The following is an 18,983-nucleotide window of genomic DNA, read 5'->3' on the forward strand; positions in this document are numbered from 1 at the left end:
TCGGTAGGGGAGCGGAAACTTCGTCGAGCGGACGGTCAGAAGGACGGGATGGCGCCGGAGGTGTCGCCGTCGAAGTCGATGGTCGAGTACTCCTTGAGCTTGTTGAGCTGGTGGTACGCGTCGATCATGCGGACGGTGCCAGACTTCGAGCGCATCACGATGGACTGCGTGTGTGCACCGCCGCCCGAGTATCGGACGCCCTGGAGCAGGTCGCCGTCGGTGACGCCGGTCGCGGTGAAGAAGACGTTCTCGCCCGAGACCAGATCTTCGGTGGACAGGACGCGATCGAGATCGTGTCCGGCGTCGATCGCCTTCTGGCGTTCGTCGTCGTCGGTCGGAGCCAGCATGCCCTGGTGCACGCCGCCCATGCAGCGCATCGCGGCCGCCGCGATGATGCCTTCGGGAGTTCCGCCGGTGCCCATGAGGATGTCGATGGGGGAGGTGGGTCGGGCGGCGGCGATGGCACCGGCGACGTCGCCGTCGGAGATCAGACGAATGCGAGCGCCGGTGTCGCGCACCTGCTGGATCAGTTCGGCGTGCCGGGGTCGGTCGAGGATGCACACCGTGACGTCGGAGGAGGATCCCTTCTTGATCTTGGCGACGCGCGCGATGTTCTCCGCGACCGGTGCAGTGATATCGATGACGTCGGCGAAGTCGGGTCCGACGGCGATCTTCTTCATGTAGAAGACGGCGGACGGATCGAACATGGCGCCGCGCTCGGCGACCGCGAGAACGGAGATGGCGTTGGGCATGCCCTTGGCCATCAGCGTTGTGCCGTCGACGGGATCGACGGCGAAGTCGACCTCGGGGCCGTTGCCGTTGCCGACCTGTTCGCCGTTGTAGAGCATCGGCGCTTCGTCCTTCTCGCCCTCGCCGATGACGACGACGCCGCGCATCGAGACCGAGCTGACCAACTGACGCATGGCGTCGACTGCTGCTCCGTCGCCACCTTCCTTGTCGCCGCGACCGACCCAGCGACCCGAGGCGAGCGCACCGGCCTCGGTGACGCGTACGAGTTCGAGTGCGAGGTTGCGATCTGGCGCCATGGCGCGAGTGGACTCGGTGCTGGCCGTCATCGGTTTGTAGCCTCCTGGTTGGTGGGGTGTTACCCAGGCGCGATTATCTCACTTCTGTGATGCCCGCGGTGGGGTCGGGTCGTCTGTGAGGCACGCGCCGACCGAGCACTGCTGCGCAGAGGGGATACTGGTGAGGTGGCGAACAGCAAACCCCGGATTCTCAACAACAGCCGCGACATGGTGTGGTCGCTCATACCGCTGGTCATCGCATGTTTGCTGATCGCCGGTATCGCCAGTCAGTGCTCGCTGAGCCCCGGTGGGCCCAAGCAGGGCCCCATCCCCAACTTCGACATCGACACCGCGCTGCAGTACGACGCGTCCGAAATCGGCTTTCCGGTGCGCAATCCGGCTGTTCCCGAGGATTGGACCCCCAACTCGGGCAGTCGTCCGACGATCGCAGGCGACAACGGCGGACCGGTGTCGACTGTCGGATACATCACCGGATCGGGTGCGTATCTGCAGCTGACCCAGACCAGCGCCGTCGAGGAAGTGTTGGTTCCCTTCGTCGCCGGCGAGGAGACGGTGTACGCGTCGGGCACACAGAAGGTGTCGGGTCGGGACTGGGTCGTCTACGGCGAGGAGGGCTCGCGAAAGTACTGGGTCTCGGACTTCGGTGACGTGCGAATCCTGCTGGGCGGTACTGCAGGCACCGAGGACTTCACCACGCTGGCCGAGTCCCTCGAGGTGACCGAACCGCTCACGCCCTAGCTGTGCTTCTCGGTACTCGCGAGCGCGGTCTCGATCCGCTTGCGGGCACCGGCGAGCTGCTCCTCGCAGCGAGTGGCCAGCTGCTCTCCCCGCTCCCACAGAGCCAGGGAGGCGTCGAGATCGAGCCCGCCCTGCTCGAGGATCTTCACCACGCCCACCAATTCGTCGCGGGCCTCCTCGTAGCCCAGTTCCGATACCGGCTTGTCGTTCTCGCTCATGCGTACTCCTTCTGTCATTTGACTCGCCCCATGACTGCGGCGGTGACGGCACCGTCGGCCACGCGCACTCTGATCTGTGTACCCGGTGGCGCGTCCTCGACCGAACGCAGAACCTCGGGATCCGAACCCGCGACCACCCGCTGTACGACGGCATAGCCCCGAGCAAGTGTGGCAGCAGGCCCCAGCGTCGACAGCCTGGCCCGCAGATGTTCGACGAGCGTGTCCTGTGTGGTGAGTTCGCGCTGTACGTCGCGTCGGGCCGCATCGAGCAGCCGCCGAATCTCCTCGCGACGCTGCTCGAGTGCGGCCAGCGGGTCCGCCAGCACCGGTCGGTGTCGAAGCATGTCCAGGCCGCGCGCCTCGCGCTCGACCCAATTGCGCAGCGCTGCAGCACTTCTCGACTTCAATTCCGAGACGAGAGCTTGTTCGGCGATGGCGTCGGGCACCACGAGTTTGGCGGCATCGGTAGGGGTTGCGGCCCGCAGGTCGGCCACGTGATCGCTGAGCGGGCTGTCGGGCTCGTGGCCGATAGCACTGACGATCGGCGTGGTGGCGCGAGAGATGGCGCGGCACAGGGCCTCGTCGGAGAACGGCAGCAGATCCTCGACGCTACCGCCGCCTCGGGCGAGGATGATGACGTCGACGGCGGGGTCGTCGTTCAGCTCCTTCAGGGCGTCCAGAATCGCCGGCACCGATTGCGGACCCTGAACAGGTGTGTTGCGAACCTCGAATCGGACCGCGGGCCAACGCCTCTGCGCGACGGTGAGCACGTCCTTCTCGGCTGCGCTGGCGCGTGCGGTGATCAGGCCGATGGTGCCCGGCAGGAACGGCAGCGGACGTTTCAGGCGCGGGTCGAACAATCCTTCCGCGGCGAGCAGGGCTCTGAGTCGTTCGATGCGAGCCAGCAGTTCGCCGACGCCCACCGCGCGAATGTCCGTGGCGCGCAGCGAGATCGTTCCCCTGCCGGTGAAGAACGACAGCTTGCCGTAGAGGATGACGCGGGCACCCTCGGTCAGCGGAACGGGTGAACGATCGAGCAACTGCGGCGAACACGTCACCGACAGCGACATGTCGGCCGACGGATCGCGCAGTGTCAGAAAGGCCGTTCTGGTGCCGGGGCGAGCGTTGATCTGGGTGAGCTGCCCCTCCACCCAGATGGAGCCGAGCTTGTCGATCCAGCCGGCGACCTTCATGGCGACGGTACGCACGGGCCATGGCTGTTCGGCGGTGCTCGCGCCTGGTTGGGTGGGACCGGACTGAGTAGGGGGAGTGCTCACTTGGCCTTGGCGGTAGTGATGCGGTTGGCGAGCATCGTCTGGAACGGTGCGCGGGAGAGCGTGTCGTTCTCGTACTCGAGCAGGGTTTCGAGGTCCTCGATCGAGAGTGTGCGCAGGCGTGCGCGCAGCTGCGCCAGGGCGAGGGTGTCGAAGTCGATCATCTCGACGATCTCGGGCTTGTCGGCGGAGGGAGCGCGCTTGGCCGAGGTGTCCTGGACCGGCTCGTCCAGCGGAGGCGTCGAGTACAGAGCGAAGCGGCCGTTCGCAGCGACGGGCTCGGCCACGGGGGCGTCGGGCACATCGACGTCGTCGGTGATGACAGCGGCGTCGACTCTCGACTCGGTGTCGAAGGTCTCGTCTCCGTCCTCGTCGAAGCTGGCCCAGGCGGGCTGCTCCTCGGTCGGGGTCCCGATGACCGGCAGGGTCGCGATGATCAGATCGCCCTTGATGGCCAGCGCCGTCACCTGCTGCTGGAATCGCATGCCACGCGCCAGTGCCTCGCTGACGACCGTCATCGGCAGCATCAGGGCGGAACCGGGAAGCTTGCGAGCCTCTTCCACGACGGTCACGGCGACGCCTGCAGCCACGCGCGCTGCAAAGGGGACTCGAGTCATGTGCACCAGACTGCCCGAAACCGTGAACTTTGGGTAGCCGACAGGCGGTACGACCCACTCCAGCCGGGGCTCGAGGTCACGGAAACGAGGTAGCCGCGCTCGGTGCACGTATCCTGGTAGGTATGTCTTCGGCTGTTCCACTGAATCTTGGTATTGCACAGTCCGCCGGTACGGGTGCGTCCTCGTACGCCGGGGGTAAGCGAGTCCTGCTCGCGGAGCCGCGGGGCTACTGCGCGGGTGTCGATCGTGCGGTCGAGACCGTCGAGAAGGCGCTCGAACAGCACGGTGCGCCGGTGTACGTGCGCAAGGAGATCGTGCACAACCGGCATGTGGTCGAGACGCTGTCCGATCGCGGCGCGGTGTTCGTGGAGGAAACCGACGAGGTTCCCGAGGGATCGCTGCTGGTGTTCTCCGCGCACGGTGTCTCACCTGCCGTACACACCTCTGCGGCCGAGCGAAACCTGCGCACGATCGACGCCACCTGCCCCTTGGTGACCAAGGTGCACCAGGAAGCCAAGCGGTTCGCCCGAGACGACTACGACATCCTGCTCATCGGCCACGAAGGTCACGAGGAGGTCGAGGGCACCGCAGGTGAGGCTCCCGAGCACATTCAGCTGGTCGACGGGCCCGAATCGGTCGACAGCGTCACCGTTCGAGACGAGAACAAGGTCATCTGGCTGTCCCAGACCACGCTGAGTGTCGACGAGACGATGCTGACGGTCGCGAAACTGCGTGAGCGCTTCCCGACGCTGCAGGACCCGCCCAGCGACGACATCTGCTACGCCACACAGAACCGTCAGGTCGCCGTGAAAGCGATGGCACCGGAATGCGATCTGGTGATCGTCGTCGGCTCCAAGAACTCCTCCAACTCGGTGCGGTTGGTCGAGGTCGCGCTCGGTGCGGGTGCGCGAGCGAGCTACCTCGTCGACTACGCCAAGGAAATCGACCTGGCCTGGCTCGACGGGGTCGAGACGATCGGTATCACCTCGGGTGCGTCCGTACCGGAGATCCTGGTGCAGGGCGTCATCGAACTGTTCGCCGAGCACGGCTACGCAGACGTGCAGCCGGTCACCACCGCCAACGAGACCCTGGTGTTCTCTCTGCCCCGAGAGTTGCGTCCCGCTCGCTAGAAGCGACGTCAGCGAAAAGTCGACGCCTCGTATCGGAAACCTGCGCAGGAGCAGGAACCGATACGGGGCGTTCGTTCATGTTCGGGCTAGTCGCTGTGGCGGTCGCGGTAGCGAACCCGCGGCACCGGATGCGGGGGAATGTCGTCCCGGTGCGGGGTGGGTAGAGCGTGATTGCCCTGGCCGTCCTCTGCGGGCGAACCGGGTGCCGAGGAAGCGTTCGTCCGAGGAGTCACGACGGGCCTGGCTCCGGTGCTGTACGGATCGGCAACCTCGCGAGGAGCGTGAACCCGGGCCGAGCGCTCGCGACGAGGTTCGGTCGAATACCGGGGCTCTGCCGAGAAACGAGGCTCGGACGGTTGCGGTCGCTGTGCCTCACGGGACTCTCCCTGCGGATACTGCGTTCGCGGGTACTCGGGCTTCTGGTATTCGGGCTTGTAGTCCTGCCAAGGTGAGTCGGTGGCGGCGTATCGAGTCTGTGGTGCCGACGCGGCCGATCGTCGTGGGCTCGAACTCGAGCGAGGTTCGGTGTCGGGCCGCGGGCGGGAATCGGTGTTTCTGCGACCGACGTACGGCCCGGGCACGATGTCGGTGGCCTCGGCCGCGGAGTCGGTGCTGCGATCGGCTGCAGCTGCGCGCCTGCGGGACCGTTCCGGGCGCTCGTCCTGTGCCCGACGCTGGGCTCTGGTCGCCTTGTCGTCACCGGGCTTGCGGCTGCGTCGAACAGTGCCCTCGGTCTTCTGGCTTCGTCGAAGGGTGGGGGCATGCGTGTTCTGGCGTTTGAGCACGATGCGCAGGACTCCGAGTCCGACGGCGACCACGGTGCCGAGCAGCATCAGCGGAAACCGGTTGACCAGCGGAATGGCAACGTTGAGGATGATGTCCTTGAGGCTGGTGCCTGCGTTGTCGGTGAAGTACTGGTACGACAGCGGCACGGCCACGAACAGGATCAGTGGGGCTTGCACCATCGCCGTGAACAGTCCGCGGAAGCGGACCAGAAGGACGCCGGCGATGCAGCCGAGGATGTACATGAACGCGAACGCACCGGTCAGCTCGGTACCGCGTGCGGCATCGATCAGAAATCCGAGAAAAGTCAGTCCCGCGGCGATCGCGACGGCACCCCATGCGGGAACGCCGGGCAGGGTCGCGAGGATGGATCGGTGATCCAGCGGTACCCCGGAGCGGGCACGTTGGGAGGTAGACACCCCCCGAGGTTAGCCGTTGTTCAGCCGACTGCATCGCTGACATGACCGAAGTCGTGCCGGTAGCGGGACGAATCGGACAGTTTGGGACGCTCGTCGACTCGGGCGATGTCCACCGGCTCGGCGTCGAACAGTTCGAGCTCGTGCAGCTTTCTCGCCGTCACGCTCACCCGGGTGTCGACCGACCCGACGGTGGAGTTGAAGGACTCGACGGCCTTGCCGAGGTGGGCACCGAGCTTGTCCAGGTGCGTCGAGACGACACCGATCCGCGTGTACAGCTCACGTCCCAACTGCTGGATGCGTGCTGCGTCCTCGGCCAGTGACTCCTGCTTCCACGTGTAGGCGACGGTGCGCAGCAACGCGACCAGTGTGGTCGGGGTGGCCAGGATCACGTTCCGGCCGAAGGCGTACTCGAGCAGACCGGTGTCCGATGTCAGGGCCGCGTCGAGAAACGGGTCGCCGGGAACGAACAGCACGACGAACTCCGGCGTCGGCTCGAACGCCTGCCAGTACGCCTTGTCGGCCAACTGGTCGATGTGGGTTCGCAGTTGCTTGGCGTGGCGTCGCAGATTCTTCTCCCGCGCGCCGGGATCCTCGTCCTGGGCGGCGTCGAGATACGCCGCGAACGGCACCTTGGCGTCGACGACGATCTGGCGTCCGCCGGCGAGACGAACGATCATGTCGGGTCTGATGCCGTCCTTGCTGACCTGAGTGTCGAAATCGCAGTGCTTGAGCATGCCTGCCAGCTCGACGACGCGCTCGAGCTGGATCTCGCCCCACCGGCCCCGGATCTGCGGTGCGCGCAGGGCGGTGACCAGCTGACCGGTCTGGGTGGACAGATGCATCGATGCGCGGTGCATACCGGTGACCTGCTCCGACAGTCCCGCGTACGCCCGGATGCGATTGTGCTCGACCTGCCGGACGTGCTCGGAGAGCGCATCGACGGCGTCGTGCAACGGCTCGACCAGGTGCGAGACCTGTTGGCCGATCACGGTCGAATTGCGTCGAGCCGAGTCCTCGTTGACCGCACTCAGTGACTGCCGAAGCATGCCCTCGTGCTCGCGCAGCGCGGCCAGTTGGGCCTCGGCTCGTACGGCGCGATCGCCCATCCGCGAGGCGTGCAACAACCAGCCGACGACCGCGCCGATACCGAGTGCGACGAGCAGTCCGAACGCGGTGAGAATGTTCATGGGGCAGATGATGCAGGACGGTACCGACAACTTCGCTTCTCGATGGCTGTGGACCGCAGCTCACGTCCGACAGGCCGACGAGCCTCGAATAGTTTGTCGGTGCTTGCCGATAGCGTCGAACGCATGAGAATTCTGCACACCTCGGACTGGCACATCGGTCGCACCTTTCACGGTGTCGACCTGTTGGCCGATCAGGGCGCTGTGCTGAGGTCCATCGCGGAACTGGTTGCGGCACAATCGATCGATGTGGTGGTGGTGCCGGGCGACATCTACGACCGCGCTGTTCCCAGTGCCGATGCCGTCCTGGTCTGCAACCGCGGACTGGAGGCCATCCGCGCGGCCGGTGCCGTGATCGTCGCGACGTCGGGAAATCACGATTCACCCGCTCGACTGGGCGCAGGCGCGGCCTTCGCGTCGGCAGGAGGGCTGCATCTGATGACGCGGGTGGGCGATGTCGCCACCCCGGTCGTCATCGACGACGAGCACGGGTGCGTTGCGTTCTACGGCATTCCGTATCTCGAGCCCGAAACCACTCGCGTCGAACTCGACGTTCCCACTGCGCGTACTCATGCCGACGTTCTCGGTGCCGCGATGGATCGGGTGCGCGGCGACCTCGCGACGAGAAGCGAGGCAGGGCAATGCGTTCGCTCGGTCGTGCTCGCCCACGCTTTCATCGTCGGCGGTGAAGCGACCGGATCGGAGCGGTCGATCTCCTCCGGCGGTATCGAGACCGCGCCTGCGTCGGCGTTCGACGGGGTCGACTACGTGGCGCTCGGACATCTGCATTCGCCCCAGACCCTCACCGACCGGGTGCGGTACTCCGGTTCGCCGCTGCCCTATTCGTTCGGCGAGCGGTCGCACCACAAAGCGGTATGGATCGTCGATCTCGATGCCGACGGGCTCGGCACTGTCGAGCGAATGGATCTGCCGGTGGTCCGCGGCCTCGCCCGCATCGAAGGAACGCTCGAGGAATTGACCACGGACACAGCGTATTGCGAGTTCGAGGATCACTACGTCTCCGCCGTGCTCACCGACGAGGTGCGACCGGTCGACGCAATGCGCTTGCTGCAGCAGCGTTTCCCGCACGCGATCCACCTGGAATGGCGTCGGCCGGAGGCATCCGGCGAGCTTCGCTACCGCGACCGTGTGCGCGGCCGCAGCGATCTCGACATCGCCACCTCCTTCGTGACGGACATGCGCAGCGTGCCGACGGCCGCGGAATCCGCGCTCCTGTCCCGCGCTCTGGCCTCCGTGCAACGGGAGACCGAGGCCACCCGCGGGTCGGCCACCACGGCCGACCGCGGTGCTGCATGAGGCTGCATTCACTCGAGATCACCGCCTTCGGCCCCTTCGCGGGCACGGAGACGGTGGACTTCGATGCGCTGGGGGCCGACGGGCTGTTTCTGTTGCACGGTCACACCGGAGCCGGCAAGACGACGGTTCTCGACGCCGTGGCGTTCGCGCTGTACGGAACGGTGCCCGGAGCTCGTCGCGAGGGCAAGCGGCTGCTGTCCGATCACGCGGCCAAGGGTGCGGTGCCACAGGTCACGTTGGAAGCGACACTCGGTGGGCGGCGGATCAGAATTGTGCGCAGTCCGGAATTCCTGCGGCCCAAGCTGCGAAGTACGGGTACCACCAAGCAACACGCCAAGGCCAGTCTCACCTGGCTCGACGGCCGCGGGCAGAACCTCACCCGGCTCAGCGAGATCGGTGACGCCGTCAACGCGCTGCTCGGGATGAGTGCCGACCAGTTCTTTCAGGTGGTGCTGCTGCCGCAGGGTGAGTTCGCGCGGTTCCTCCGAGCCGACAGCGACGAACGCGGGAACCTGCTCGAAAGACTCTTCGACACAGGCAGATTCGGTGATGTCGAGGAGTGGTTCGCGCAGCGCCGCCGGGAGCTCGCCGCCGAACTCGCCGACGCTCACCACGCCATCGACATCATGCTCGGCCGAGTGTCGCAGGCATCGGGTGTGCCCGAGCCCGCCGGCGAGGACGGCGAACAGCCGGACCCCCTCGAATGGGCGGCCGACGTCCTCGACGAAGCCCGGCAGAATCGGACCCTCGCGCAAGGTCGAGCGGTGCTGATCGACGCGGCAGCTCGGCGTGCGTCGGCAGCGCTGACGAAGGCCACCGCCGTTGTAGATCTGCAGCGTCGACGCGCACTCGCCGAGGGGCAACTCGTGCAGTATCGGGAGGGCGAGACGGTGCGAGCAGCGCGCAGAATCGAGCTCGCCGATTCCGCGGCCGCCGGGCCGATCGCGGACACTGCTGCAGACCTCCGTCTCGCACGACTGGCGACCGACGCCGCAACGTCCGCACTCGCGGCGGCGGAGCATGCCCTCCCGTCGACGGCGGAGGGCCGACGCTTCCACGCTGCACTGCACTGGCCACCGGCACCGGCGGATCCGTCGGCCGAGCGCACGATCGTCGCACAGTTCGTGCGTGACTGGACCACCGATGTCGCGCGGTTGCAGTCGCTGCTCGGTCTCGCCCGAGAAGCCGACCGACTCGACGGCACCCTCGCCGACTGTCGTGCGCAGCAACGCACCACCGCAGCGGCGATCGAACGCACCGTGCAGTCGCAGGCGTCGATGCCCGAGAAGATCGGAGCGGTCGAATCTCGGCTGGCACGAGCATCCTCGGCGGAGGCAGAGTTGCCGGGTCTCGAGGAGCGATGCGATCGTGCCCGCGCGGCGGCCGAGTCCGCCCTCGACCTGGTGCGCACACGCGCGACTCTGGCCGAGGCGGAGCGGGCCCGCGACAGCGCCAGAGCAGCGCACAACACGGCCTGGGCGCACCTGCTCGATCTCCGTGAGCGACGCATCGACGGGATGGCGGCCGAGCTGGCGGCTCGTCTGGAGGCGGGGGAGCCGTGCGTCGTGTGCGGATCGGAGGTGCACCCGCATCCCGCTGCCGCGTCGACGTCGACGGTGACCAAGGCGCAGGAAGACAAGGCCGCCGCCGCGGAACGCAAGGCTGCTGCTGCGCTCGAACAAGCGGTCGCGGTCGTAGCAGAAGCGCAACGCGGCGTGGACCTGCTGCACGATCGCACCGGAGGGGAGTCCGCTGCGGAACTGACCCGGATTCTCGATGCCGCGACCACCGCAGTGCAGGACGCTCGTGTGCGTGCGGCCGATGTCGAACCCGCAACCGCGGAACTGCATCGGCTGCGGAGCGAGTCGGACGCGCTGACGGTCAGGCTCCACGACCTCGTCGCCTCGCGCAGTGCCGTCGACGAACGCATCTCGGCCACCGAGGAATCGCTGACGCAGATGCGAGCGTCGGTCGCCGAGGAAGTGAACGAGGGTGCGTCGCTGGTGGACCGAATCGCGGAGCGGGAAGCCTTGATCGACGGTGCCCGGCGAATTCAGGAGGCGCGTATCGCCTGGCTCGACGCCACTGCGCGGGCCGATGAGCTGGCAGCCGAACTGGACCGGCGAGTGCAGGCGTCGAGCTTCGAGTCCGTCGACGCGGCAGCCGGGGCAGTGCTGGCCGCGGACCGCGTCGAGCAGATCGAGACCGAACTGCGCACCGCCGAGGAGGCGCGTGCACATGCCGAGCACGTGTTGCGCGAGCCCGCCATCGTGGACGTGGCCGGCCGGCCGCCGGTGGATCTGGAACCGCTGGCACATGCGTGTTCCGAGCTGGACGAGAAGGTCAGGGCCGCTGCTGCCGAAGTGGCCGAATGCCGAAGGCGCGCAGACGATCTGGAACGACTGATCACCGAACTGTTCACCGCCGCCCAGGCCATCGCGCCACAACGCGCCGAGTTCGACGAACTGGCGAACCTGGCGGACGTCGTGGCAGGCCGGGGGCAGAATGCTCGCAAGATGTCGTTGCGCTCGTACGTCCTCGCGTCCCGACTCGAGGACGTCGCCGAGTCCGCATCCGCGAGGCTGCGTCGAATGTCTTCGGGGCGTTACGAATTCGTGCACTCCGACGAGGCAGGCGTCCGTGGCAAACGGGGCGGTCTCGGACTGGACATCAGGGACGACTACACCGGCGTCGTGCGCTCGGCGAAGACACTGTCGGGCGGTGAGGCGTTCCTCGCGTCGCTCTCGCTCGCCTTGGGCCTCGCCGATGTGGTGGCCGCCGAATCCGGAGGTGTCGTCCTCGACACGATGTTCATCGACGAAGGATTCGGCACGCTCGACGCCGACACCCTCGAATCGGTGATGTCGGTTCTCGACGAACTACGTGCGGGCGGACGCGTCGTCGGCGTGGTCAGCCATGTCGATGAGATGCGTCAACGCATTCCCAGCCGCCTCTACGTCAAGCGGGAGCGCACCGGATCGACACTTCAGGTCGTCGCGTCCTGACCTGACGCAGGTTTGTCGGACTTCGACTCGTCCTCGTCGTCCAGGCCGGCCTGCTCGTCGGTCAACCCCTCGGGCGGCGGGATCTCGTCCTCGAGTTCGTCCTGGTCCGGTTCGTTCGAGCGGGCGTCGATCTGCTCGGACAGGTACCTGATCAGCACGGCAGCCACCGCGGCGGCCGGGACGGCGAGGAACGCGCCGATGATGCCGAACAGTGAGCTACCGCCGGTCACGGCCAGCAGCACTATCGCCGGGTGCAGGTTCATGCTGCGACTCTGCAGGATCGGTTGCAGCACATTGCCTTCCAGCTGCTGTACCGCGACGATGATGGCGAGCACGATCAGTGCAGTGGTCAGCCCGTTCGCAACCAGAGCCACCAGAACGGCGAGAGCGCCCGCCACGAACGCACCGACGATCGGGATGAAGCCACCGATGAACGTCAGGGTCGCCAGCACCAGCGCCAGCGGAACACCGAGAATGACCAGTCCCAGACCGATGAAGAAGGCGTCGATGAAACTGACGATGGCCTGAGTTCGGATGAACCCGCCGAGGGTCGCCCACATCCGTGAGAGCACCTCGCCCAGATGGCGTCCGGCGCGGCCACCGGAGAATCCGTGCAACCACGGCAGGAACTTCGGCCCGTCCTTGACGAAGAAGAACGTCAGCACCAACACCAGCGCCAGGGTCACCAACAGTGAGCCCGCAGCGGATACGCCGGTGAACACGCCGGTGGCGATGACCTCACCGCTGTCCTGCAGCCGCGCAACGATGGCCGATACGGCCGAGTCGATCTGGTCGTCGCCGATGTTCAGCGGCGGACCCTTCAACCAGTCCTGAACCTGTGCGATACCGCCCGATGCCTGGTCGACCAACTCCGGTGCCTGCTCGGCGACCGACGGAACGATCAGAGTGATGATGCCGCCGATGACGACGAAGAACACCACGAGCGACACCGATGCGGCCAGAGCGGGAGGAAATCCCAGACGCATCATCAGCTTGGCCGGCGGCCACAGCACCGTCGCGACGATCACGGCGAGCAGGACCGGCAGCAGAATCACCCAGAGGTGCCCGATCAGCCAGCCCAACACCCACGCCCCGGCTGCGATGGAAATGAGGATCAGCGACCATTTGGCCAACCACACACCGCCGACCCCGATGAGGTCACCGCGATCATTGCCGGACGTCTCGGACTTCGACGTCTTACCGGGAACTGCCGATTCGGTCACTGTGGGGTCCTCACATTCGGCGGGTGGCGGTTCGTGAAGAACCATAACGTCCGGCGCACTCGGCCTGTATGTCACCGCCATCGGACGACCCGTCGACGAGACGTGCTCAGGCAGCCTCGTGTGCCAACAACCACTTCTTCACCGGCAGCCCCCAACGGAAACCGCCGAGCGCCCCGCCGATTCGAACCACCCGGTGGCACGGCACGAACAGCGCGGCGGCATTGCGCGCGCACGCCGACGCAGCACCGCGAATCGCTGCCGGTCTTCCGGACAGTTCGGCGAACTCGGAGTAGGTTACCGGTGCGCCGGGCCCGACGGTGCGCAGTACTCCCCAGGCGTGCATGAGAAATTCGCCTGATCGTTGCGCGACGGCAACGGAGTCGATGACGGTCAGCTCACCGCGGTGATAGTTCTCCACGGCGCGCGTCACGTCACCGAGATCGGCCACCCTGCGCACGGTGTCGGGTCGCATCGTCGGGTGGATCAGGACGCGGAGCTCTTCGACATCGGCGGTCCACCCGGAGGCGAGGACGCGCTGATCGTCGTCGACGATGGTGCTGAACGGCCCGATCGGAGTGTCCTGGGTGGCGGCGGTGGCAGTCATGGCTGTCTTCTTTCCAGTGCGGTGATCCACAGGTGCATCGAGACGTACGAACGCCACGGAGCCCAGCGGGCAGAGTTGTTCAACGAGATGTCGAGTGCCTGAGCACCTTGGCGGACGACGAGATCGGTATCGAGCAGAACATCGGGATCGCCGAGTAGCCGCATCACGACGTACCGGGCGGTCCAGGGTCCGATTCCTTTGAGCGCGAGCAGCTCTCGCTCCAGTTCGGGCCCTTCTCGCGCGGGATGCAGCACGACGGTTCCCGCCGCGATGGCGTCGGCGACGCGGATGACGGTCTGGACCCGGGCGGCAGGTCCGGTGAGAACTTCGTGGCCCCGTTCGGCGATGACGGCTGGCTCGGGAAACAACCTGGTGACGGTTCCGTTGCCGAGATCGAGTGGCGCACCGAGAGCATCGACGAGCCGGGCGGTGTGGGTGGCCGCAGCCTTGAGCGAGATCTGTTGTCCGATCACGGTGCGCAGCAACATCTCTGCGCCGTCGACCACTCCGAGGGCGCGGATGCCCGGGTGGGCGTCGACGCTCGGTGCCAGCTGCGGATCCGTGCGCAGGGCGTCGTCGACGGCGAGTGGATCGGCGTCGAGATCGAGCAGGTGGCGAATCCGAGCGACGGCGGGGGCAAGATCGCGCATGTCCTGCAATGTCACTGCGGCGCTGACGAATCCGTCCATCACCCGCAACGCCACGAGCCCGGCGGCATGCGGCAGGCGCAGCGATCGCACGTATTCGCCGTCCTCGGAGAAGGATTCGATGCCCTCGACCACGTGGCCCCGCAGGAACCACTCGATCCAGCCGCGATCCAGCGGTGGGCGGTACGGCAAGCGCAGGGTGACCGTTCCACCCGCGGTCGCAACGGCCGTGCGGTGTGCTTCTCTGCGCAGTGTCGACGGATCGACGGCGAAGACTTCTTTGATGGTGTCGTTGAATTGCCGAACGCTGGAGAAGCCGGCCGCGAAGGCGACGTCGGCCATCGACATGTCGGTGGTCTGAATCAGGGTGCGGGCGGTGTGTGCGCGGTGCGCGCGGGCCAATGCCAGCGGTCCAGCACCGACTTCGGCCGTCAGCACGCGGGTCAACTGACGGGTCGAGTAACCGAGGGTGCTGGCGAGGCCGTCGACGCCACCACGTTCGACGGCTCCGTCGGAGATCAGTCGCATGGCACGAGAACTGAGGTCCGAGTGGATGTTCCAGCGTGGGGAACCGGGGGTGGCGTCGGGCTGGCAGCGGCGGCAGGCTCGGTAGCCGGATTGTTGCGCCGCCGCTGCGGTGGCCATGAACGAGACGTTGCCGGGCTTGGGTGTGCGGGCCGGGCAGGAGGGTCGGCAGTAGATGCCGGTGGTGGAGACGGCGGTGAAGAACTGGCCGTCGAACCGTGCGTCACGCGAGGAGACCGCGCGATAACACCGATCGAAGTCCAGTTCTTGCACCTGCCGTTCGCTGCTCATGCACCTACTGTGTCAGCGTGGACGCGTCGGTGCTAGCGGAAATCGGACATCACCGTGTCAGCAGCAGCGTGCCCCCGGGTTTCGGTCCGCCTCCGCATGCCGATCCTTCCAGTACTGCCGCACGGTCGGCGGTTCCTGACCGGGGTGGTGGCGGGCCAGATGGGCGACGTATCGGTCGTAATCGTGGTCGCCCATCACCGAGGTGATCCACCACCACAGCCCGCGCATCTAGTGCGCCGATCCGGGGCGACGGACGGTGCCCGCGTCGATCAGCTCGTCCCATTCGGCCTGGATCTTCTTCTCGGCCGGGGTGAGGACGAAACCGGTGGGACCGAAGATCTTCGACGGCACCTCGGGCTCCTCGTTGTCGGGCAGGTTGTCTCCCCGAACGGCCTTGATGCACACCCACACTCCGGCGAACACGACCACCAGGACGAGTGCCGCGAAGATGATCGACAGCGTGCCCTGAATGAAGGTGTTGCGGATGACGGCGTCGATGGCCTCGGGTGTCTTGGCGCTACCGAACTCGCTCAGGCCCTGCGCCTTGGCGTCGCGGAACTGCGAGTGCTGCGTCCAGTAGCCGATGGCCGGGATGGAGGAGAAGATCTTCTGGTACGACGCCGTCATGGTGACGATGAGGTCCCAGGCGAGTGGAACTCCGGGGATCCAGGCCCACTTGTAGAGACCACGCTTGACCACGATGACGAGTACCACCGTCAGTGCGATGGCGGCCAGCAGTTGGTTCGCGATACCGAACAGCGGGAACAGGGTGTTGATTCCGCCCAGTGGATCGGTGACACCCATGAGAAGGATTGCGCCCCAGGCTGCGACAACGATCAGCGAGCAGATCCAGGCACCGGGACGCCACGACGGATCCTTGAACTTCTTGGCCGATGCGCCGGGCAGGTTGCCGATGCTGTCGGAGAGCATGAAGCGTGCGACGCGGGTGCCGGCATCGACCGTGGTGAGGATGAACAGTGCCTCGAACATGATCGCGAAGTGGTACCAGAACGACTTGAGCGATTCGCCGCCGAACACCTGGTGCAGTACCTCGGACATGCCGAACGCGAGTGTCGGTGCGCCGCCGGTGCGGGAGATGATCGATTCCTCGCCCACATCGGCTGCCGCCTGGCTCAATTCGGCCGGCGAGATGTTTCCGCCGCTCAGCCCCAGTCCGTTGACGTATGTTGCCGCAGTCTCCGGAGTGCCGCCGGTCAACGTCGCCGGTGCGTTCAATGCGAAGTAGATGTGCTGATCGAGGACGCACGCCGTGATCAGAGCCATGATGGCGACGAACGACTCGGTGAGCATGCCGCCGTAGCCGATCATGCGCATCTGCTTTTCCTTCTCCAGCAGCTTCGGCGTGGTGCCGGAGGAGATCAGAGCGTGGAAGCCGGACAGTGCGCCGCAGGCGATGGTGATGAACAGGAACGGGAACAGGGACCCTGCGAATGCCGGCCCGTTGCCCTCGGTGGCGAAGCTGGTCATCGCGGGCATCTGAATCTCGGGACGCGCGATGAGGATGCCGACGGCCAGTAGGGCGATGGTGCCGACCTTCATGAACGTCGACAGGTAGTCGCGCGGGGCGAGCAGCAGCCATACCGGCAGGATGCAGGCGAGCAGACCGTAGCCGATCAGCAGCCAGGCGACGGTCACCTTGGAGAGGGTGAACCAGTCGGTGCCCCAATCGGTTTCGGCAACCCAACCGCCGGCCACGATGGCGAGCAGCAACAGGACGACGCCGATGAGCGAGACCTCGGTGACGTTGCCCGGCCGCAGGAAGCGTAGGTAGACACCCATGAACAGTGCGATCGGAATGGTCAGCGCAATGGAGAAGACGCCCCACGGGCTCTCGGCGAGTGCGTTGACGACGACGAGTGCGAGCACCGCGATGAGGATGATCATGATGACGAACACCGCGACCAGAGCGGCGGTGCCGCCGACGACTCCGAGTTCGTCGCGGGCCATCTGGCCGAGGCTGCGGCCGTGGCGTCGCGTCGAGATCCACAGCACGAGGAAATCCTGTACGGCACCGGCGAACACGACGCCGATGATGATCCACATGGTGCCGGGCAGGTAGCCCATCTGAGCGGCGAGGACGGGTCCGACGAGCGGGCCTGCTCCGGCGATCGCGGCGAAGTGGTGGCCGAACAGCACCCGACGGTCCGTCGGCATGTAGTCCTTGCCGTTTTCCAGAATCTCGGCTGGCGTGGCGCGGTCGTCGCGTGGGAAGACGATCTTGCGTTCGATCAGCCTGGCGTAGAAGCGAAAGGCGAAGATGTAGGTACACACCGCGGCGATGACGAACCAGACGGCGTTGGGATTCTCTCCGCGGACGATCGCGATGATCGTCCACGCAACACCGCCGAGAAGGCCGATGGCGACGAGCATGAGGCGCTTGATCGGGGTCATCGGATGTGACTCGACGACGCCGACGGGCGGCAGATCGGGATCTGTCTTCAGCAATTCGACGTGTGGTTCGTCGGCCGCTTTCAATGACATGTGTGGGGTCTCCAGGCTCGCAGGTGTGACTGCGATCACCCTATGTCCGGCGCGGGCGCACGTCCTCGAATCGACGCATCGCCGTGCGCCCGGCGGTCGCTGGAGTGCGACGAGCGGCAACCGTGCCGATGGCGCGTGCCGATCAGCCGCCGAGGGCGTCGTCGACGGCTCTGGCGCTGAGCACCTGATCCAACACCAGCGCGGCGCTACCGATGACTCCGGAGAGGTCGCCATGGGTGGTGGCCTGGATGGTGAGGGCCTTGGTGGCCAGTGCGGTGGCGTTGCCGTAGACGGTTTCACGCAGCCCGGCGACGAAGATGTCGTAGGCGTTCGCCATGTCGCCGCCGATGATGAGTACCTCGGGGTTGAGCAGGTTCACGGCCCCGGCCAGAGTTTCGCCGATGTGGCGACCGCTGTCGCGGATGAGTCTGCGTGCCTCGGGGTCGCCGCTCACCGCGAGGTCGACGACGCCGCGGACGTGGCCGACTTCGCGGCCCTGTTCGTTGAGTGCGCGCACCAGTGCCCAGCCGCCTGCGATGGCTTCGAGGCAGCCGCTGTCGCCGCATCGGCAGGCGACACCTGCTGCAGCTGCGGTCTTGGTGTGGCCGAATTCGCCTGCAGCCCCCAGTGATCCGCGTTGCAGGGTGCCGCCCGCCACGATCCCTGCGCCGAGGCCCGTCGAGGCCTTGACCAACAGGGCGTTCTGGAAGCGATCTCTGTTGTCGCGACGTTCGGCGAGGACCATCGCGTTGGCGTCGTTGTCGAGAAACACCTGAGCCGACGTATCGGCGAAGAACGGGGCCAGCGGCACCCCGTCCCAGCCGTGCATGATCGGCGAGTCCAGGCTGCACCCTCGGTCGGTGTCGGCGGTGCCGGGGATGGACAGCCCGACCCCGAGGATGCGGTGGCCGGTTCGGTGCGATTCGTCGAGCAGTGCCTGCAGTCGCTTGGTGATCTGCGGCATCAGTTCGTCCGGGCCGACGCCGATCTCCTGGTCAACGGTGTCGCTCGCGAGCAACTCGCCGCCGAGGGTGAAGACGCCCAGCTGGGAGCGGCTGCGTCCGATAGCGGCGGCGAGCACGACTCCGGCGTCGATGTCGAACGACAGTCTCGCCGGAGGCCTGCCGCCGGTCGAGTGCGTGTCCTCGGTTTCGATGACCAGTCCGAGGCCGGTGAGCGCGGCGACGCGGGACGCGACGGCAGACCGTGACAGTCCGGTGATCCGGCCGAGCTCGGCCCGGGTATCAGCTTCTCCATCGCGGACCAGAGCGAAAACCTCGCCTGCCGTCGCAGGTGGAGCGCTCAGGCGCGGCATCGACATAGACGCCATTCAACCAACTGGCAACTTCTACGGCAACAACCCAAGAAGTGCCACTTATAACTTCGAAAAGCATAAGTTGGGTTGTCGATCGACCTAAGCGGCCTTAAGGTGAGTGATGAGATACCGAACATCGGAGATA

General features: G+C 66.4%; 16 protein-coding genes. 4 read left to right on the plus strand and 12 right to left on the minus strand.

Annotated features, from left to right (window positions below; genetic code table 11):
- Window positions 1–35 precede the first annotated feature (35 nt).
- The gene (glpX, locus tag CH273_RS08785; RefSeq protein WP_032394031.1) at window positions 36–1,076 is read right to left on the minus strand and encodes a class II fructose-bisphosphatase; all 1,041 of its coding nucleotides are present in this window, start codon (window positions 1,074–1,076) and stop codon (window positions 36–38) included.
- Between the two features lie 135 nt (window positions 1,077–1,211).
- Between glpX and CH273_RS08790 the strand changes: the two genes are divergently transcribed.
- On the plus strand, window positions 1,212–1,784 hold the full coding sequence (locus CH273_RS08790; protein ID WP_032394032.1) for a DUF4245 domain-containing protein: 573 nt from the start codon (window positions 1,212–1,214) through the stop codon (window positions 1,782–1,784).
- On the opposite strand, the gene CH273_RS08795 is transcribed toward CH273_RS08790, so the two are convergent.
- Genes CH273_RS08795 through CH273_RS08805 form a run of 3 tightly spaced genes read right to left on the minus strand, consistent with a single transcriptional unit; the run spans window position 1,781 to window position 3,893 of the window.
- Entirely contained in the window at window positions 1,781–2,002 is a 222-nt protein-coding gene (locus tag CH273_RS08795; protein ID WP_032394033.1) for an exodeoxyribonuclease VII small subunit, read from the minus strand. The two genes, CH273_RS08790 and CH273_RS08795, sit on opposite strands and share 4 nt — an antisense overlap.
- Window positions 2,003–2,016: 14 nt before the next feature.
- Window positions 2,017–3,279, minus strand: a complete 1,263-nt coding sequence (xseA, locus tag CH273_RS08800; RefSeq protein WP_052049264.1) for an exodeoxyribonuclease VII large subunit — start codon at window positions 3,277–3,279, stop codon at window positions 2,017–2,019.
- Window positions 3,276–3,893, minus strand: a complete 618-nt coding sequence (locus CH273_RS08805) for a lipid droplet-associated protein (protein ID WP_032394035.1) — start codon at window positions 3,891–3,893, stop codon at window positions 3,276–3,278. Before CH273_RS08805 ends, xseA begins: the two co-directional genes overlap by 4 nt.
- A 122-nt stretch (window positions 3,894–4,015) precedes the next feature.
- On the opposite strand from CH273_RS08805, the gene CH273_RS08810 reads away from it, so the two are divergent.
- The gene (locus CH273_RS08810) at window positions 4,016–5,023 is read left to right on the plus strand and encodes a 4-hydroxy-3-methylbut-2-enyl diphosphate reductase (protein ID WP_032394036.1); all 1,008 of its coding nucleotides are present in this window, start codon (window positions 4,016–4,018) and stop codon (window positions 5,021–5,023) included.
- A gap of 86 nt (window positions 5,024–5,109) precedes the next feature.
- Here CH273_RS08810 and CH273_RS08815 read toward each other — a convergent pair whose 3' ends face one another.
- Together CH273_RS08815 and CH273_RS08820 are read right to left on the minus strand one after the other, a co-directional pair.
- Entirely contained in the window at window positions 5,110–6,225 is a 1,116-nt protein-coding gene (locus tag CH273_RS08815) for a DUF6542 domain-containing protein (protein WP_052049265.1), read from the minus strand.
- Window positions 6,226–6,245: 20 nt separating this feature from the next.
- A complete protein-coding gene (locus tag CH273_RS08820) occupies window positions 6,246–7,412 on the minus strand; it encodes a DNA recombination protein RmuC (RefSeq protein WP_032394037.1) in 1,167 nt (388 codons plus the stop codon).
- A 123-nt stretch (window positions 7,413–7,535) separates the two neighbouring features.
- Here CH273_RS08820 and CH273_RS08825 point away from each other — a divergent pair, with 123 nt between their 5' ends.
- Window positions 7,536–8,726 (plus strand): exonuclease SbcCD subunit D, encoded by a 1,191-nt coding sequence (locus CH273_RS08825; RefSeq protein WP_032394038.1) that lies wholly within the window; start codon window positions 7,536–7,538, stop codon window positions 8,724–8,726.
- On the plus strand, window positions 8,723–11,731 hold the full coding sequence (locus tag CH273_RS08830; protein WP_032394039.1) for an AAA family ATPase: 3,009 nt from the start codon (window positions 8,723–8,725) through the stop codon (window positions 11,729–11,731). Before CH273_RS08825 ends, CH273_RS08830 begins: the two co-directional genes overlap by 4 nt.
- Here CH273_RS08830 and CH273_RS08835 read toward each other — a convergent pair.
- From CH273_RS08835 to CH273_RS08860, 6 genes are all read right to left on the minus strand, one after another.
- Complete coding sequence (locus tag CH273_RS08835; protein ID WP_082322371.1) at window positions 11,713–12,999, minus strand: AI-2E family transporter; 1,287 nt, start codon at window positions 12,997–12,999, stop codon at window positions 11,713–11,715. The genes CH273_RS08830 and CH273_RS08835 overlap by 19 nt on opposite strands.
- Before the next feature lie 61 nt (window positions 13,000–13,060).
- Window positions 13,061–13,558: a methylated-DNA--[protein]-cysteine S-methyltransferase gene (locus CH273_RS08840; protein WP_032394040.1), complete on the minus strand. Its 498-nt coding sequence runs from the start codon at window positions 13,556–13,558 to the stop codon at window positions 13,061–13,063.
- A complete protein-coding gene (locus tag CH273_RS08845; RefSeq protein ID WP_032394041.1) occupies window positions 13,555–15,021 on the minus strand; it encodes an AlkA N-terminal domain-containing protein in 1,467 nt (488 codons plus the stop codon). Before CH273_RS08845 ends, CH273_RS08840 begins: the two co-directional genes overlap by 4 nt.
- A gap of 57 nt (window positions 15,022–15,078) precedes the next feature.
- On the minus strand, window positions 15,079–15,249 hold the full coding sequence (locus CH273_RS08850; protein WP_072692145.1) for a YbdD/YjiX family protein: 171 nt from the start codon (window positions 15,247–15,249) through the stop codon (window positions 15,079–15,081).
- A complete protein-coding gene (locus tag CH273_RS08855) occupies window positions 15,250–17,523 on the minus strand; it encodes a carbon starvation CstA family protein (RefSeq protein WP_032394215.1) in 2,274 nt (757 codons plus the stop codon).
- 142 nt (window positions 17,524–17,665) lie between these two features.
- Window positions 17,666–18,844, minus strand: a complete 1,179-nt coding sequence (locus CH273_RS08860) for an ROK family transcriptional regulator (RefSeq protein ID WP_032394042.1) — start codon at window positions 18,842–18,844, stop codon at window positions 17,666–17,668.
- Between the last annotated feature and the right edge of the window lie 139 nt (window positions 18,845–18,983).

Origin of the sequence: Rhodococcus sp. 05-339-2, from assembly GCF_002258965.1 — a bacterium.
Taxonomy (GTDB): domain Bacteria; phylum Actinomycetota; class Actinomycetes; order Mycobacteriales; family Mycobacteriaceae; genus Rhodococcoides.

Excerpts from the sequence above, each read along its gene's own strand:
- glpX (WP_032394031.1), bottom strand. The coding sequence starts at position 1,076 with ATGACGGCCAGCACCGAGTCCACTCGCGCCATGGCGCCAGATCGCAAC.
- CH273_RS08795 (WP_032394033.1), bottom strand. The coding sequence starts at position 2,002 with ATGAGCGAGAACGACAAGCCGGTATCGGAACTGGGCTACGAGGAGGCC.
- CH273_RS08805 (WP_032394035.1), bottom strand. The coding sequence starts at position 3,893 with ATGACTCGAGTCCCCTTTGCAGCGCGCGTGGCTGCAGGCGTCGCCGTG.
- CH273_RS08810 (WP_032394036.1), top strand. The coding sequence starts at position 4,016 with ATGTCTTCGGCTGTTCCACTGAATCTTGGTATTGCACAGTCCGCCGGT.
- CH273_RS08820 (WP_032394037.1), bottom strand. The coding sequence starts at position 7,412 with ATGAACATTCTCACCGCGTTCGGACTGCTCGTCGCACTCGGTATCGGC.
- CH273_RS08825 (WP_032394038.1), top strand. The coding sequence starts at position 7,536 with ATGAGAATTCTGCACACCTCGGACTGGCACATCGGTCGCACCTTTCAC.
- CH273_RS08830 (WP_032394039.1), top strand. The coding sequence starts at position 8,723 with ATGAGGCTGCATTCACTCGAGATCACCGCCTTCGGCCCCTTCGCGGGC.
- CH273_RS08835 (WP_082322371.1), bottom strand. The coding sequence starts at position 12,999 with ATGGTTCTTCACGAACCGCCACCCGCCGAATGTGAGGACCCCACAGTG.
- CH273_RS08840 (WP_032394040.1), bottom strand. The coding sequence starts at position 13,558 with ATGACTGCCACCGCCGCCACCCAGGACACTCCGATCGGGCCGTTCAGC.
- CH273_RS08845 (WP_032394041.1), bottom strand. The coding sequence starts at position 15,021 with ATGAGCAGCGAACGGCAGGTGCAAGAACTGGACTTCGATCGGTGTTAT.
- CH273_RS08850 (WP_072692145.1), bottom strand. The coding sequence starts at position 15,249 with ATGCGCGGGCTGTGGTGGTGGATCACCTCGGTGATGGGCGACCACGAT.
- CH273_RS08855 (WP_032394215.1), bottom strand. The coding sequence starts at position 17,523 with ATGTCATTGAAAGCGGCCGACGAACCACACGTCGAATTGCTGAAGACA.
- CH273_RS08860 (WP_032394042.1), bottom strand. The coding sequence starts at position 18,844 with ATGTCGATGCCGCGCCTGAGCGCTCCACCTGCGACGGCAGGCGAGGTT.